The 16,475-nt window shown below is 61.4% G+C and carries 12 protein-coding genes and 2 tRNA genes; 6 read left to right on the forward strand and 8 right to left on the reverse strand.

From position 1 onward, the window contains the following. Nucleotides 1–18: 18 nt before the first annotated feature. From AB1E33_RS13720 to mraZ, 6 genes are read right to left on the reverse strand one after another with little or no spacing between them, the layout of a single operon-like run. Nucleotides 19–1,404 (reverse strand): UDP-N-acetylmuramoyl-tripeptide--D-alanyl-D-alanine ligase, encoded by a 1,386-nt coding sequence (locus tag AB1E33_RS13720; protein WP_372577844.1) that lies wholly within the window; start codon nt 1,402–1,404, stop codon nt 19–21. After that, a complete protein-coding gene (locus tag AB1E33_RS13725) occupies nt 1,401–2,882 on the reverse strand; it encodes a UDP-N-acetylmuramoyl-L-alanyl-D-glutamate--2,6-diaminopimelate ligase (RefSeq protein ID WP_372577845.1) in 1,482 nt (493 codons plus the stop codon). The genes AB1E33_RS13720 and AB1E33_RS13725 overlap by 4 nt, the downstream gene beginning before the upstream one ends. 26 nt (nt 2,883–2,908) lie before the next feature. Further along, nucleotides 2,909–4,696, reverse strand: coding sequence for a peptidoglycan D,D-transpeptidase FtsI family protein (locus AB1E33_RS13730; RefSeq protein ID WP_372577846.1), 1,788 nt, complete (start codon nt 4,694–4,696; stop codon nt 2,909–2,911). Further along, entirely contained in the window at nt 4,693–5,049 is a 357-nt protein-coding gene (ftsL, locus tag AB1E33_RS13735; protein ID WP_372577847.1) for a cell division protein FtsL, read from the reverse strand. Before ftsL ends, AB1E33_RS13730 begins: the two co-directional genes overlap by 4 nt. Beyond that, nucleotides 5,046–6,059, reverse strand: a complete 1,014-nt coding sequence (gene rsmH / locus AB1E33_RS13740) for a 16S rRNA (cytosine(1402)-N(4))-methyltransferase RsmH (RefSeq protein WP_372577848.1) — start codon at nt 6,057–6,059, stop codon at nt 5,046–5,048. Before rsmH ends, ftsL begins: the two co-directional genes overlap by 4 nt. Further along, nucleotides 6,040–6,543, reverse strand: coding sequence for a division/cell wall cluster transcriptional repressor MraZ (gene mraZ / locus AB1E33_RS13745; RefSeq protein ID WP_372577849.1), 504 nt, complete (start codon nt 6,541–6,543; stop codon nt 6,040–6,042). Before mraZ ends, rsmH begins: the two co-directional genes overlap by 20 nt. Nucleotides 6,544–7,530: 987 nt before the next feature. On the opposite strand from mraZ, the gene AB1E33_RS13750 reads away from it, so the two are divergent. Next, the gene (locus AB1E33_RS13750; protein ID WP_372577850.1) at nt 7,531–7,755 is read left to right on the forward strand and encodes a DUF1127 domain-containing protein; all 225 of its coding nucleotides are present in this window, start codon (nt 7,531–7,533) and stop codon (nt 7,753–7,755) included. Between the two features lie 335 nt (nt 7,756–8,090). On the opposite strand, the gene AB1E33_RS13755 is transcribed toward AB1E33_RS13750, so the two are convergent. Continuing rightward, nucleotides 8,091–10,430, reverse strand: coding sequence for an ATP-dependent helicase (locus AB1E33_RS13755; RefSeq protein ID WP_372577851.1), 2,340 nt, complete (start codon nt 10,428–10,430; stop codon nt 8,091–8,093). Between the two features lie 131 nt (nt 10,431–10,561). On the opposite strand from AB1E33_RS13755, the gene AB1E33_RS13760 reads away from it, so the two are divergent. From AB1E33_RS13760 to AB1E33_RS13780, 5 genes are all read left to right on the forward strand, one after another. Then, the gene (locus AB1E33_RS13760) at nt 10,562–11,722 is read left to right on the forward strand and encodes an alpha-hydroxy acid oxidase (RefSeq protein ID WP_372577852.1); all 1,161 of its coding nucleotides are present in this window, start codon (nt 10,562–10,564) and stop codon (nt 11,720–11,722) included. A 127-nt stretch (nt 11,723–11,849) separates the two neighbouring features. Continuing rightward, nucleotides 11,850–15,287 carry a pyruvate carboxylase gene (locus tag AB1E33_RS13765; protein ID WP_372577853.1) on the forward strand — a complete coding sequence of 1,146 codons (3,438 nt, stop codon included), beginning with the start codon at nt 11,850–11,852 and terminating at the stop codon, nt 15,285–15,287. A gap of 75 nt (nt 15,288–15,362) precedes the next feature. Further along, entirely contained in the window at nt 15,363–15,746 is a 384-nt protein-coding gene (locus AB1E33_RS13770; RefSeq protein ID WP_372577854.1) for an MAPEG family protein, read from the forward strand. Between the two features lie 100 nt (nt 15,747–15,846). Then, nucleotides 15,847–15,921: transfer RNA gene (locus AB1E33_RS13775), tRNA-Gly, on the forward strand. A 32-nt stretch (nt 15,922–15,953) separates the two neighbouring features. Beyond that, nucleotides 15,954–16,028 (forward strand) — tRNA-Gly (locus tag AB1E33_RS13780). Nucleotides 16,029–16,078: 50 nt separating this feature from the next. Here AB1E33_RS13780 and AB1E33_RS13785 read toward each other — a convergent pair. Further along, on the reverse strand, nt 16,079–16,318 hold the full coding sequence (locus AB1E33_RS13785) for an Lrp/AsnC family transcriptional regulator (RefSeq protein WP_372578166.1): 240 nt from the start codon (nt 16,316–16,318) through the stop codon (nt 16,079–16,081). Between the last annotated feature and the right edge of the window lie 157 nt (nt 16,319–16,475).

The following is a 16,475-nucleotide window of genomic DNA, read 5'->3' on the forward strand; positions in this document are numbered from 1 at the left end:
CCTCGTTCGTATTCTCGTTCATTCGGCGTCGTCATCCATATGGCGGATCCCGTCAACGATCTGCGCCAATCCCATGCTCAGCGAGCCCTTGGCAAGTACAATATCGCCCGGATTGATCAGATCGGGCAGCGATGGCACCATATCGCCACTGGTCTCGGCCCAGATACCGCGCTTGTCATCGGGCAAAGCCGCGTGAAGCGCTTTCATCAGCGGACCGATGCAATGGACCTTGTCCACATTGGCCATCGCGTCCAGATCGGCGAGTTCAGCGTGGAAGTCCTCGGCCCTTGGCCCCAGTTCCTTCATGTCCCCCAGAAACGCCACCCGACGGCGGCCTTCACTCGCCCCCAGCACCTCAAGCGCCGAGGCCATCGAGGCGGGGTTGGCGTTATAGCTGTCATCATGCAATTGGATGGTGCCGCCAGTCGGCAGTTCCAGCTTCCGCCGCGCGCCGCGGCCATGATAGGGCGTCCAGTCCTTGAGCGCGGTGATCGCCTGGATCAGGTCGGCCCCAAGGGCGGCGCTGGCCAGGATCGCGCCCAGCCCGTTCATCGCAAAATGCGTGCCCGGCGAGCGGATTTTGTAGCCGAGAACAGAGCCATAGATATTGGCCTTGGCCAGCGTCGAGGCGCCATCGCTCTCTAGCTCGACCAGTTTGAAATCACTGGCGTTTCTGCCGAAAGTCAGTGCCCGCGCGCCGACCTGCTCGGCCTTGTCGCGCAGGATATCGGCCTGTTTGATATCGGCGTTGATGATGGCGATGCCGTTATGGGGCAGCCCGTCGAATATCGCCGCCTTTTCGAGGGCAATGTCATCAACTGACTCGAAGGCCTCCAGATGCGCCGGGGCGACGGTGGTGATCAGTGCCACATGTGGACGGGCCTGACGGGCCAGCGGTGCGATCTCGCCGGGATGGTTCATGCCGATCTCGATCACCGCATACTCAGTCTCGCGCGGCATTCGGGCCAGTGTCAGAGGCACGCCCCAATGGTTGTTGTAGCTGGCGACGCTGGCATGGGTCTCGCCCTGATCGCCCAACATCTGCGCCAGCATTTCCTTGGTCGAGGTCTTGCCGACACTACCCGTCACCGCAACCACATGGGCGCCGGTGCGGGCGCGGGCAGCTCGGCCCAGATCCTCCAGCGCATGCTGCACATCGTCGACGATCAGCAGCGGCGCGTCCTCGGCCACATCTTCGGGCACATGGCTGACAAGGGCTGCTGCTGCGCCTTTTTCCAGCGCCTGAGCAACAAAATCATGACCGTCGCGCACGTCCTTGAGCGCCACGAACAGATCGCCGGGTTCAATGGTGCGGGTGTCGATGGAGACTCCGCTCGCCTCCCAGTCCTGCGTCGCCCGCCCACCAGCGGCCTGCGCGGCCTCAAGACTTGTCCAGAGTGTCATACACCTCTCCTGTCCAAGGCGGCCACGGCCACGCTTGCCTGTTCCACATCATCAAAAGGCAGCACGTCGTCCCCGACGATCTGCCCGGTTTCATGTCCTTTGCCCGCGATCAACAGCGCATCACCCGGCTGCAGGCTGTCAACGCCACGCAGGATCGCTTCGGCCCGGTCGCCGACTTCAGTTGCGCCCGGGGCACCGCCCATCACCGCAGCACGGATCAGAGCAGGGTCTTCGCTGCGCGGGTTGTCATCAGTCACCAGCACGTTATCGGCATTTTCCGCCGCTGCCTGCCCCATCAGCGGGCGTTTGCCTGCGTCCCGGTCGCCGCCCGCGCCCACAATGGCGATCAGTCGACCCATCACATGCGGACGCAAGGCGCTGAGTGCAGTCGACACCGCATCGGGCGTGTGGGCATAATCGACAAACACCGTCGCGCCATTGTCGCGGGTGGCAGCCAGCTGCATCCGGCCCCGGACGGTGGTCAGATGCGGCAGGGTTTCGAACACCCGCTCGGGGTCATCCCCGGCCGCGATGGCCAGCCCGCAGGCCATCAGCACATTCTGTGCCTGAAATCCTCCGATCAGGTTCAGGCGGGCTTGATGGATCTTTCCGTCGTGGGAAAATCGTACATCCTGGCCCGTGGCGTCAAAGCGCTGGTTGAGCAGGCTGAGATCTCCGACGCCCTGCCCGACCGTAAGGATTGTTTGCTCCCGCGCGGCGGCAACGGCGCGCATCTCGGGCCCTTTGGGGTCGTCGACATTGATCACTGCCGTGCCCTCGGGCGGCAACACCCGGCGGAAGAGGCCCGCCTTGGCGGCGAAATAAGCCTCGAACGTGTCATGATAATCCAGGTGATCCTGGGTGAAATTGGTGAACCCCGCCGCCTTGAGGCGCACACCGTCGAGGCGACGCTGTTCCAGCCCGTGGGACGATGCTTCCATCGCGGCATGGGTGATGCCTGCAGCTGCAGCCTGAGCAAGGCTGCGGTGCAGGGTAATCGGTTCCGGCGTAGTATGGGCCAGCGGCGCGGTCCAGGCGCCTTCGACCCCGGTGGTACCGAGATTGACGGCGGCGTGGCCCAGTTCCGACCAGATCTGGCGCAGAAAAGTGGCCACCGAGGTTTTGCCATTGGTGCCGGTCACCGCCACCATTACCTCGGGCTGCGCACCAAACCAGAGGGCGGCGGCATAGGCCAGCGCCTGCCTTGGGTCTTCGGTCACGACCAGAGCGGCATCCGAGGCGGCCAGTTCGCTGGCCGCAATCTCGGCCCCTTTTGCGTCGGTCAGGATCGCGGCGGCTCCCATGCGGAGCGCGAATTGAATGAATCCACCGCCATGTACACGGGTGCCCGGCAGCGCGGCGAAAAGAAAGCCGTCCTTCACCTCGCGGCTGTCCACGGCCAGCCCGGTGATCTGCGCGTTAGCGCCACCGCGCGCGGTCAGGGCCAGTTGGCTGAGTGTCTTTGCCGGTCCGCCCATATATGCGCCTGCCCCTATTTTACCGATCAGTTTGCGGTCAGCCTTATAGCAGCGGGATCGACGGGCTCAACCTTTGGTCGCAGACCCAGCAGTGGGGCCACGCGCCCGATCAGCTCAGCCGCCACCGGCACGGCGGTCCAGCCCGCTGTGCGGCGCTTTTCGCCGTAAGCCAGGATCGAGGGCTCGTCCAATGTCACCACCAGCACGTATTTCGGATCGCTCATCGGGAAGATCGAGGCGAAGGTGGCGATCACTTTCTTGTCGTAATAACCGCCGCGCGGTTTGGGCTTGTCGGCGGTGCCGGTCTTGCCGCCTACCTCATAACCCGGAACCTCGCCAAAGCTGGCGGTACCGCTGGTCACCACCTTGCGCAGCATCGCGCGGGCCTGTTCCGCGGCATTGTTCGACATCACGCGCGGCCCGTACTGCGCGCCAGTTTTTTTCAGGATCGTCGGGCTGACATAATTGCCGCCATTGGCAATCGCGGCATAACCCGCAGCCAGATGCATCGGGCTGGTCGACAGCCCGTGACCATACGAGATGGTGACGGTGCTGAGTTCACCCCACTTCTTGGGCAGAAGCGGCTTGCCGCCTGCGGCCTCGACAATCTCGAAGGGTGTCGGGTCGAACATACCCAACCCGTCGAGGAATTGCTGCTGCCGCTTGCCACCGATCTGAATCGCCAGCCGCCCTGTGCCCCGGTTCGAGCTTTTGACGATGATGTCCGCCACGCTCAACTTGCCGTAATTCTTGCCCTGGAACTCACCAATCGGGAACCGCCCGATCCGCATCGGACCCGACGTATCGATGATGCTATTGGAATTCACTAGCCCCAGATCAACCGCCTGCGCGGCCGTGAAGATCTTGTAGACCGAGCCCAGCTCATACACTCCCTGCACATAGCGGTTGAACAGCGGGCTATCCGAGGGATCGAACCCGGATGTGGGCGGTCGCGGGCGATCATTTGGATCGAAGGAGGGCAGTGAGGCAGCCGAGATCACCTCGCCGGTATGCACATCCATCAGCACGGCCGAGGCGCCCTTGGCGTTCATGATCTTCATGCCGCCGTAAAGCACCCTCTCGACCGCTGCCTGCACGGTCAGGTCCAGCGACAGTTGCAGCGGCTTGGCACCGTTGGCCGGGTCACGCAGGTAAGTGTCGAACTTTTTCTCGACCCCGGCCACACCGATCACTTCGGCGGCGCTGACACCTTCCTTGCCGAAACCCGCTCCGCCCAGAACATGCGCGGCCAGTTGACCATTGGGATAAAGCCGCATTTCGCGGGGCCCAAACAGCAGACCGGGATCACCCAGGTCATGCACCGCCTGTTTCTGTTCCGGCGAGATGCGTTTCTTGATCCACAGGAACTTGCGCTTGCCGGTGAAATCCGTGACCAGCCGATCCTTGTCGAGGTCGGGAAATATCTGCACGAGCCCATCTGCGGCGGCCATCGGGTCTACCATAAGCGGCGGCTGGGCATACAGCGAATGGGTCTCGAAATTGGTCGCCAGAATGCGCCCTTGCCGGTCGACAATGTCACCGCGCTGGGTGGCAATCGACGCGCCCGAGGCGCTGGCAATCGGTTCGCGCGGCTCTGCGGTGGCCATCACCCCCATGCGAGTGCCCACGATGCCAAAGGCGCAGAAAAAGAACGCTGCAAGAACCAGCAGGCGGCCCTCGGCGCGGGCACGGGTACGGTCGCGCATCTCTTCATGCCGTTTGCGGATGTTCTCGCGTTCGATGACCGCCGGGTTCTGGCCCTTGGCCCGGGCTTCGAGCACACGAGCCAGCGGTCGCAGGGGCGTGCGGGTCATGGGAACTGCTCCTCAAGGATGGCACGCACATCAATGGCGTTGTTGATGGTGATCTCGGGTTCGGGCGGGCGCGGATAGGCGACCTGGTCAACCTTGCCGAACTGGTCGGGACGCAGGGGCAAAAGGCCCAACCGGTCGAAATTCAGATCCGCCAGTTCGCGCAGCCGGTCAGGGCGGTTCAGATAGGCCCATTCGGCGCGCAGCACGCTCAGCCGCACCTGCGCGGCGCCGATCTGACGCTGCAACGTCTGCGTCTCTTTCAGCACCTGCTGGGTCTTGTAGTTTTCTTGATAGGCCCAGAGCGCAAGGCCAAACACGGCCAAGGCGGTGAGCACGTAAATCACGCTTCTCATCTTGCCCCCCTCAATTGCGGCATACCGATGCTTTTGGCATCGATCCCCCCGGCAGGCGCATCCGTGCGCACCGCCACCCGCAGCTTTGCCGACCTTGACCGCGGGTTTTCCTCAAGCTCTTGCGGATCAGGCCCAATAGCCTTGCGCGTCTTGAGGTCGAATTGTGGTTGTTCCTGCGCCTGCTCGGGCGCGTAGCGATTGGCGCGCCCGGTGCGTCCGGCGCGGGCCTGCAGGAAGCGTTTGACCATCCGGTCCTCGATGGAATGAAAGGTCACGACCGCCAACTTGCCGCGCAGCCTCAAGGCCCGTTCGGCGGCCATCAACCCCTGGAACAGCTCGTCATATTCCGCGTTCACCGCAATGCGCAACGCCTGAAAGCTGCGGGTCGCAGGGTGGGACTGGCCCGGCTTCGGGCGCGGCAGGCAGCGTTCGATCACGCTGGTCAATTGCAGCGTGGTCTCGAACGGGGCCTCGGCGCGCGCTCTGACAATCGCCTTGGCGATGCGGCGGCTGGCGCGTTCTTCACCATAATGGAACAGGATATCGGCGAGCTCGGCCTCGGTGGCGGTGTTGACCAGATCAGCGGCGCTTTCGCCCTCCTGACTCATGCGCATGTCGAGCGGGCCGTCCTTCATGAAAGAGAACCCGCGCTCGGCCAGATCAAGCTGCATTGAGGACACGCCCAAATCCAGCACCACGCCATCCAGGTCCTGCGCATACTCATCCATGCGCGAGAAGACGCCACGCTGCATTACCAATCGGTCGCCATAATCTGCCGCCCAATCCGCAGCCATATCAAAAGCCAGCGGGTCGCGGTCGACGGCGATCACGCGGTCGGCCCCGGCTTCCAGCAAGCCGCGGGTATAGCCCCCAGCGCCAAATGTGCCGTCCAGCCAAGTGCCGGACACCGGGGCAACCGCTTGCAACAGCGGGTGGAGCAGGACGGGAATGTGGGGATCGTTTAGGACCTTGCGCGCGGCAGCCATGCCGTCACGCGCCCCCGGCGCCATCCAGGAACTGCATCGGATCAAAATCGTCCGGCAGATCGTCCATGAAATCCTCGACCTTGCCCAACTCATCGACCTCATAGGTCTCGGGCTTCCAGATCTGGAACGTGTCACCTGTGGCGAAGAAGAAGGCCTCATCTTCGAGGTCGATTTTCTTGCGCAGCTTTGCAGGCAGCACCAGGCGCCCGGTCTCGTCCACATTGGTAGGAAAGGACTGTCCGTGGAACAGGCGCTGCAACAGCTTGCGTTCCATCGAGCCGCGCGGAAGCTGGGCGATCTTTGCATCGACCTCTTCGATGGCTTCCATCGTATAGCATTCAAGAAAGTTGCGACGGTGATCGCCATAGACGATGACCAGTTCGGGATTGCTGCCGGATTGCCAGTTGGGATCGCCCGCCTCCAGAACACGGCGAAACGAGGCCGGGATCGAGACCCTGCCCTTGCTGTCCACCTTATGGTGGCTTTCGCCTCTAAACATGCGCGCCAAGCTGACTGTCCCTTTCGCTAGCGCCCCACCAAAACTTTTCCGCCCCCGGAAACTAGAAACGGCGGGTTGATCTGCTGCCACTGATCAACCCGCCGCATTGGCCCGCTTTGCGGGAAGTCCGACTGCGCGCGCACCTGGGGGGGGATGTCTGCTCGCCCGCGCGCCGGATCTCTTTGGTCTGATGAAAGCGAGATGCCTGTATGAAACCGTTTGTTTTTTAGCGGGGTCGTTTGGTGCCCCTTGTCGCCTCGTCCTCATCGGATGAACAAGGGATGACATGGGAATTCATGGAAATCAACAGGAAATTTTTAAAAGAAGCCACGTCGAATTCCGCAAGCGGTCAAAACAACACACAAAAATGGGTGTAGATATTCCAGTTTTGCCAAATATGGTAAACATCTTTAATTCTGCCACCATATATAGTCGTCAATTAGTCACCACGGTTGTCCCATAAAATCCCAGTCTTTTACGTTTTCACACCAAGCCCTCACATCAAGATTTTATATTCCCCTTTTGTTCCATGGCTTGGGCATGAATCGACACAAGTGAGAGGGGCAGAGCGACGCATTGTGACACTCTGGAGAACGAGTACTAAATCCCGCCCATGATTTCCCACGCCGCCCTCAACGTACTCAGATTCTTACGGTTGGTATGAATGCAGTAAACAAAAAGCTCTGAACTTCTCAGGACGCGGAAAGGGAACACGACTCTCATTTCGCCCAAGAGTCAGCCAACGCACTGACGGATAGCCCAAAAGGTAATCGCACACGTTTTCGTGAGGTTTGCGCTCCCAATCGCTAGCAAAGCGCTAACGCCAATAAAAATAGGTGAAATTTCGAACTACATGATTTCAATACACAATCCATGCATTTTCTGCATAGCGGCATTGACGGCACAAGTTATTGTGCATCTGCAGCAATTACCTATGTTCAGCCTCAACAGCGCGGGACAATCCTGGCGCACCGAAACAAGATCTGGACCAATAAGATGGCAGCTACAAACGACTTTACCGCCACGAACGGCCTCGAAATCTCCGGCTTTTATGCAGGTCTGGAAGCGCTGAAGGCGCGCTTCGCGAATTACCGGCTTTACCGCCAGACAGTCAGCGAACTGTCGGACCTGTCCGACCGGGATCTGGCCGATCTCGGCATCAACCGCAGCATGATCCGCCGGGTCGCCATGGAAGCGACCTACGACAACCGCGCCGCCTGAGGCGCAAAACATAGACTTTTCAGCGCTTTCTCCTCCTCCCTGAGGGCCTGAAAACAGCGACGGCATCTCCTCCTCCCTGACGCCGTCGCGAAAATACCGGCCTTGATGCCGGATCGGACACACCGGAGCTTCTCCTCCCTTGCTTCGGTGTCGCAAGAGCGGCGGCGCCCCACCTCCTCCCTGGGCGTCGCCGTTGCACCAATACCGGGGCAACCCGGAACCTGACGCATCTGGCCTTCTCCTCCTCCCTAGGTCGGGTGCTGCAAGAGAACGGCGGCACCCTCCTCCCTGGTGTCGCCGTTTTCTGTTTTTGGAGTATGGATTCTAATGGGCCTTTAGAAAGGCACGTCGTCGCTGGCGTTGAGGAAGCGGGCGACAACTTTCTTCAGTCCGGCCTTTTCGAACTCGACCTCGACCTTGTCGCCCTCGATGCCGATTACCGCGCCATAGCCGAATTTCTGGTGGAATACCCGCTCGCCCAGGGTGAAGCTGGCCACCGCATCCATGTCGATCACGGTATTGCGGCTTTCTTTCGGTTGCGACATGCCATATTGACCCTGCCGCGCCTGCAGGCGTTTCCAGCCCGGTGAGTTATAGACATTGGCCTCGGCCGCGCGGGTCTCGATCCCCTGTGCGCTGAACCCGCCGCCCGAGCCGCCATAAAGACCCGGAGGCGTCAGAACCTCGACATGATCCTCGGGCAACTCGTCAATAAACCGCGACGGCATCGAATTCTGCCATTGGCCGAAAACCCGACGATTCGCGGCAAACGAGATCGTGCAGACCTCTTCGGCGCGGGTGATGCCCACATATGCCAGCCGCCGTTCCTCTTCGAGGCCCTTGATCCCCGATTCGTCCATGCTGCGCTGCGACGGGAACAGCCCGTCCTCCCATCCCGGCAGGAACACGGCGGGAAATTCCAGACCCTTGGCCGCGTGCAGCGTCATGATCGAGACCTTGGCCCCGCCGTCGTTTTGCTCGTTATCCATGATCAGGCTGACATGTTCGAGGAACCCTTGCAGATTCTCGAACCCTTCCAACGCCTTGATCAGTTCCTTGAGGTTTTCCAACCGACCCGGCGCCTCGGGCGTCTTGTCGTTCTGCCAGAAGCCGGTATAGCCGGATTCGTCCAGCACGATCTCGGCCAGCTCCATATGGGTCAAGCCCTTGTCACCCGCCATCCGGCCCCAGCGGGCCAGCCCCTCAACCAGTTCCCGCAGCGCACCGCCGCCCTTGCCCTTGATCGCGCCCTGTTCGACCGCAAGCCGCGCGCCTTCGACCAATGACACACCGTTCGCGCGCGCCGTCAGCTGAATGGTCTGCTGCGCCTTGTCGCCCAGGCCGCGCTTGGGCGTGTTCACGATCCGCTCGAAGGCCAGATCATCCTCGGGGCTGACGACCAGCCGGAAATAGGCCATGGCATCGCGAATCTCCATCCGCTCGTAGAATCGCGGCCCGCCGATCACCTTGTAAGGCAGCCCGATGGTCAGGAACCGGTCCTCGAAGGCGCGCATCTGGTGCGAGGCGCGGACGAGGATGGCCATTTCGTCCAGGCTCATGGGCCGCGCGCCACGGGTGCCGCCCTGCATCGCGTCGATTTCCTCGCCGATCCAGCGCGCCTCTTCCTCGCCATCCCAATGACCGATCAGGCGGACTTTCTCACCCTCGACAGCCTCGGTCCACAGCTCTTTGCCCAACCGCCCCTGATTGCCACGGATCACGTTCGAGGCTGCTGCCAGAATATGCGGGGTCGAGCGATAATTCTGCTCTAGCCGCACCACATGGGCGCCGGAAAAATCCTTTTCGAACCGCAGGATGTTGCCCACTTCCGCCCCGCGCCAACCATAGATCGACTGGTCGTCATCGCCGACGCAACAGATGTTCTTGTGCGCCCCGGCCAGCAGCCGCAGCCACATGTACTGTGCGACATTTGTGTCCTGATACTCGTCCACGAGGATGTAACGGAACCAGCGCTGGTATTGCTGCAGCACGTCCTCATGGGTCTGGAAGATGGTGACCATATGCAAGAGCAGATCGCCGAAATCGACCGCGTTCAGCTCGCGAAGGCGGGTCTGGTATTGCGTGTAGAATTCCACCCCCTTGTGGTTATAGGCGCCGGCATCGGCCCCGGGCACCTTTTCGGGGGTCAGCGCACGATTCTTCCAGTCGTCGATGATGCCCGCCAGCATCCGGGCGGGCCAGCGTTTGTCGTCGATACTTGCGGCTCGCACCAACTGCTTGAGCAGGCGCAGTTGATCGTCGCTGTCGAGGATGGTGAAGTTCGATTTTAGGTTCACCAGTTCCGCGTGACGGCGCAGCAGCTTCACGCAGATGGCGTGGAAGGTGCCCAGCCACGGCATTCCCTCGGCGGGTTGGCCCAGCATGCGCCCCACCCGCTCTTTCATTTCGCGGGCGGCCTTGTTGGTGAAGGTCACCGCCAGAATCTCGTTGGGACGGGCGGTTCCGGTATTCAGCAGATGCACGATCCGGGTGGTCAGCGCCTTGGTTTTGCCGGTGCCTGCCCCCGCAAGCATCAGCACCGGGCCGTCCAGCAATTCGACCGCATCCCGCTGCGCCGGGTTCAGATCGTCAAGATAGGGTGTCGGGCGCGCACCCATGGCGCGGGCCGAAAGCGAGGCGCCCTCAAAGGCGTCCATTTCGTCGAAACTGCTCATGCGGCGACCCTATCGTGATCCGGAAAAAAGTTAAAGAGACGTTCGCGCTATGTTCCCAGAAACCAACCGGTTTGCATAGCAGCTATCCCCTGACAGGATAAGTCTGGACTTTTCGCCGCGACGCAGCGTAAATGCCGCGCATGGATTTGCACAGCACCTATCCCGGCATTGCTGATCTAAAGAACAGGGCGCGACGGCGCCTGCCGAAATTCGTCTGGGAGTATCTCGACAGCGGCACCGGGGCCGAATGCGGCAAAGCCCGAGACCGTCAGGCGCTGGACCAGATCGGCTTTCTGCCGCATATTCTGAAAGGGCCGATGAGTTTCAATCTGACCACCCGGTTTCTGGATCGCGACTATCCCCTGCCCTTCGGCATCGCCCCTGTCGGCATGTCCGGTCTGGTCTGGCATGGGGCAGAACAGATGCTGGCGCAGAGCGCTGCGGAGGCAGGCCTTCCTTATGTCCTATCCACCGTCGCCAGCCAAAACCCCGAGGACATGGCCCCCCATATCGGGCCCGAGGCGTGGTTTCAGCTCTACCCACCGAAAGACCCCGAGATCCGGCTGGATCTCTTGAACCGGATCAGACAGGCGGGGTTCTCGGTCCTAGTGCTGACAGTGGATGTGCCGGTGGCCTCGCGCCGCGAGAGGCAGACCCGATCCGGTCTGACCCACCCGCCCCGCCTGACGCCGCGCCTGCTGGCGCAGGTTGCGCAGCGACCAGCCTGGGCGATGGCCATGGCGCGCGGGGGCACGCCGCGCATGCGCACATTGGACAAGTATATTTCAGGGCAGCAGAACCTGCCCCCAACCGCGCATATCGGATATCTGCTGCGGGCTTCGCCGGATATGGAGTATCTAAAGTGGTTGCGCGACCATTGGGACGGTCCATTCATCGTCAAGGGCGTGCTGCGAGCAGAGGACGCGGAACCGCTGGAGCGGGCGGGCGTTGATGCGCTCTGGGTCTCGACCCATGGCGGGCGGCAGTTCGACGGCGCGCCGGGTGCGTTGGAGATATTGCCAGCGATCCGCGCCGCGACATCGCTGCCGCTCATATTCGACAGCGGTGTCGAGGGCGGGCTGGACATCTTGCGCGCCCTTGCAAGTGGCGCGGATTTTGTGATGCTTGCCCGCGCCTTTCACTATGGCGTGGCTGCCTTGGGCGCCACCGGCCCCGATCACGTGATTGATATTCTAAAGTGCGATATGGAAGCGAATTTGGGGCAGCTGGGGGCAAGGTCGCTGAGCGATTTGCCCGCGCCCATTCCCTTGCGAACGGTTGCACCGCCGTAATTCAGCCTTACGGCGGAACTTAGCCGTTTGCCGACAACAAAATGCCGTTTCTACCCAGAACTCCCAATATACTTGACGCTACGACACTTCTAAAAGACGGCCAACCGATACTGATGCGGGACCTCCAATGACTGACTTCAAGAAAATCCTCATTGCCAACCGGGGCGAAATTGCCATCCGCGTGATGCGCGCCGCCAACGAGATGGGCAAGAAAACTGTCGCCATTTACGCCGAGGAGGACAAGCTGGGCCTGCACCGCTTCAAGGCGGATGAAGCCTATCGGATTGGCGAAGGCATGGGACCGGTCGCCGCGTATCTCTCGATTGACGAGATCATTCGCGTGGCCAAGGAATGTGGTGCGGATGCGATCCATCCCGGCTATGGCCTTCTGTCCGAGAACCCCGATTTCGTGGACGCCTGCACCAAGAACGGCATCACCTTCATCGGGCCCAAGGCCGAAACCATGCGCGCGCTCGGTGACAAGGCCAGTGCCCGGCGTGTCGCCGTCGAGGCCGGTGTACCGGTGATCCCGGCCACTGAAGTGCTGGGTGACGACATGGACGCGATCCGCGCCGAGGCGGGTGAGGTCGGCTATCCCTTGATGCTGAAAGCATCGTGGGGCGGCGGCGGACGCGGGATGCGCCCGATCTTTGGCGAGGACGAGCTGGAAGAGAAGGTTCTGGAAGGGCGCCGCGAGGCAGAGGCAGCCTTTGGCAATGGCGAGGGCTATCTGGAAAAGATGATCACCCGCGCGCGCCATGTCGAGGTGCAGATCCTTGGTGACAAGCATGGTGGCATGTATCACCTTTATGAACGCGACTGCTCGGTCCAGCGCCGCAACCAGAAAGTGGTGGAACGCGCCCCTGCCCCGTATCTTTCGGACGACCAGCGCGCCGAGATTTGCGAACTTGGCTACAAGATCTGCAAGCATGTGAATTATGAATGCGCCGGTACGGTCGAATTCCTGATGGATATGGCCAACGGCAAATTCTACTTCATCGAGGTCAACCCGCGCGTGCAGGTCGAACATACCGTCACCGAAGAAGTGACCGGTATCGATATCGTGCAGTCGCAGATCCTGATCGCCGAGGGCAAAACCATTGCCGAGGCCACCGGCAAACCCAGCCAAGACGATGTGCAACTGACCGGCCATGCGCTACAGACGCGGATCACTACCGAGGACCCGCTGAACAATTTCATCCCCGACTATGGCCGCATCACCGCCTACCGCTCGGCCACCGGCATGGGCATCCGTCTCGATGGCGGCACGGCTTATGCAGGAGGCGTGATCACGCGCTACTACGATTCGCTGCTGACCAAGATCACCGCCTCGGCCCAGACCCCGGAAAAGGCCATCGCGCGGATGGACCGGGCGCTGCGCGAGTTCCGTATTCGCGGTGTGAGCACCAATATCGCCTTTGTCGAGAACCTGCTGAAGCACCCCACCTTCCTGTCGAATGAATACACCACCAAGTTCATCGACGAGACGCCCGAGCTGTTCAGCTTCAAGCAGCGCCGCGACCGGGGCACCAAGGTTCTGACCTATATCGCCGATATCACGGTGAACGGGCATCCCGAAACCAAGGATCGGCCCGAACCGCGCGCCGATCTGAAACCTGCCGTGGCACCGGTCAAAAAGGCCGAGCCGATGATGGGCACCCGCAACCTGCTGGAGCAAAAGGGCCCGCAGGCCGTCGCCGACTGGATGAAGGCGCAGCGGCAACTTCTGATCACCGACACCACCATGCGCGACGGGCACCAGTCGCTGCTGGCCACACGAATGCGCTCGATCGACATGATCAAGGTCGCGCCCAGCTATGCCGCGAACCTGCCGCAGCTCTTCTCGGTGGAATGTTGGGGGGGCGCGACCTTCGACGTGGCCTATCGCTTCTTGCAGGAATGCCCGTGGCAGCGGTTGCGCGATTTGCGCGAGGCGATGCCGAATCTGATGACCCAGATGCTGCTGCGCGGGGCGAACGGTGTCGGCTACACCAACTACCCCGACAATGTGGTGCAGGAATTCGTCAAGGAAGCGGCAAAGAATATCGACGTCTTCCGCGTATTCGACAGCCTGAACTGGGTTGAGAATATGCGCGTCGCGATGGACGCAGTGGTCGAGAACAACAAGATCTGCGAAGGCACCGTCTGTTACACTGGTGATATCCTCGACCCTGATCGCGCCAAGTATGACCTGAAATACTATGTCTCCATGGGCCAGTCGCTGCGCGATGCGGGCGCGCATGTGCTGGGTCTGAAAGACATGGCCGGGCTCTTGAAACCCGCCGCCGCGCGGGTGCTGATCAAAGCCCTCAAGGAAGAGGTGGGCCTGCCCATACACTTCCACACCCACGACACCGCCGGCATTGCCAGCGCGACCATTCTGGCCGCCTCCGAGGCGGGTGTGGACGCCGTGGATTGCGCCATGGACGCGTTCAGCGGCAACACCTCTCAGGCGACGTTGGGCACTGTGGTCGAGGCGTTGCGCCATACAGACCGCGACACCGGGCTGGACGTGAAGGCAATCCGCGAGATCAGCGACTATTTCGAAGCGGTGCGCGGGCAGTATGCGGCCTTCGAGAGCGGCCTGCAGGCCCCCGCCTCCGAGGTCTATTTGCACGAAATGCCCGGCGGCCAGTTCACCAACCTCAAGGCGCAGGCGCGCTCGATGGGGTTGGAGGAACGCTGGCACGACGTAGCGCAGATGTATTCCGACGTTAACCGCATGTTCGGCGATATCGTCAAGGTGACGCCCTCGTCCAAGGTGGTGGGCGATATGGCGCTGATGATGGTTAGTCAGGGGCTGAGCCGCACCGATGTCGAAGATCCCGACACCGAGGTGTCCTTCCCCGACTCAGTGATAGACATGATGCGCGGCAATCTGGGACAGCCTCCGGGCGGCTTCCCCGACGCGATCCTGTCCAAGGTGCTGAAGGGCGAGCAACCCAATACCGAGCGCCCCGGCAAGGACGTGGCCCCGGTCGATCTGGAAGAGACACGCGCCAAGGTCAGCACCGAGCTTGAAGGCAAGAAGGTCGATAGCGAGGACCTGAACGGGTATCTCATGTATCCCAAGGTCTTCATGGATTACATGGGTCGCCACCGCCTATATGGTCCGGTCCGCACCCTTCCCACGCGCACCTTCTTCTACGGTATGGAACCGGGTGAAGAGATAAGCGCCGAGATCGATCCGGGCAAGACGCTGGAAATTCGCTGTCAGGCTGTTAGCGAGACGGACGAAAAAGGCGAGGTCAAGGTATTCTTCGAACTCAATGGCCAGCCGCGCGTGATCCGGGTGCCGAACCGTCTGGTCAAATCCACAACCGTGCAGCGGCCCAAGGCCGAGCCGGGCAACACAAACCATGTCGGCGCGCCGATGCCCGGGGTGGTGGCCAGCGTTGCGGTGCAGACAGGTCAGAAGGTCAGCGAAGGCGACCTGTTGCTGACCATCGAGGCAATGAAAATGGAGACCGGAATCCACGCCGAACGCGACGCGGTGGTCACCGCGCTGCACATCCAGCCCGGCGGCCAGATCGACGCAAAAGACCTGCTGGTTGAACTGGAATAACGTGCTATCTGCTGTGCGACCCTGCGCTGACTTCGGTTAGCGCTGGGTCGGTTTGAACAGACCGGGGCAGACCGCATGATTTTCATCACACCTATTTACGCATCTCTCATCGCCATTCTCTTTGTGGCGCTCAGCGCCAATGTGATCGTCGGGCGCAGACGGCAGCGCATCTCGATGGGTCATGGTGGCCACGATGACCTGATGAAGGCGATGCGGGCGCATGGCAACTGCGCCGAATACGCGCCTTTTGCCCTGCTCCTGCTGCTGATGGCGGAATGGCAAGGTGCGGCGCATTGGTACCTGCACCTGCTGGGCCTGTCGCTGTTGGTGGGCCGGGTGCTGCATGCCTATGGGTTCGGGCGGGCCCGGCCGATTCTCATCCTGCGCCAGATCGGCATGCTGTTGACCTTTGCCGCGATCCTGCTCGCGGCGCTGACAAACCTCGCCCTCGCGCTCTAATGTTGACGCTGAGTGGCGCACCGGCAAAAAGTTTCCGCACCAACCATTTTCCCCTTGCAGGGACTGACTGGACTTTATATCTCCCTCCTCACTCAACCGGGCGGGCGTAGCTCAGGGGTAGAGCATAACCTTGCCAAGGTTAGGGTCGGGCGTTCGAATCGCCTCGCCCGCTCCAGTTGAGACCCCAGGCCGATTGGCCAAATGGATGCGGGCGTAGCTCAGGGGTAGAGCATAACCTTGCCAAGGTTAGGGTCGGGCGTTCGAATCGCCTCGCCCGCTCCAACTTAAACGCACTTCGGAACTGCTTCGCCCCCGGTAGCGTCGCCGGCGTTTCAGAACGCGTTGAAGGTGATCGTGGTCAAAGACCGCTCGATCCCGTCAATATCGAGCAGGCGTTCGTTGATGAACTTGCCGACATCCTCGCCCTGCGGGATATAGAGCTTCATCATCAGGTCGTATTCACCGCTGGTAGAGAACAGTTCGGAGTGGATTTCGCGCAGCGCGATCTCTTCGGCCACCCTGTATGTGGTGCCGGGTTTGCAGCGAATCTGGATGAACACACAAGTTGACATGCCGAGGCCTTCCGATTGATCCGGGTTCAGGCTGTCACGGGCGGTGGCGCCGCGCAATCCCCTGTTTCGGCCCCTGTTTCGGCGCAACACTTCACCGCGTGCGTGACAGCCGGGCTGGTAATCCACGCGCGAGCGGAACTATAAGCACCTTCGAAAC

The sequence above is a fragment of the Ruegeria hyattellae genome (assembly GCF_041537925.1).
GTDB lineage: Bacteria > Pseudomonadota > Alphaproteobacteria > Rhodobacterales > Rhodobacteraceae > Ruegeria_C.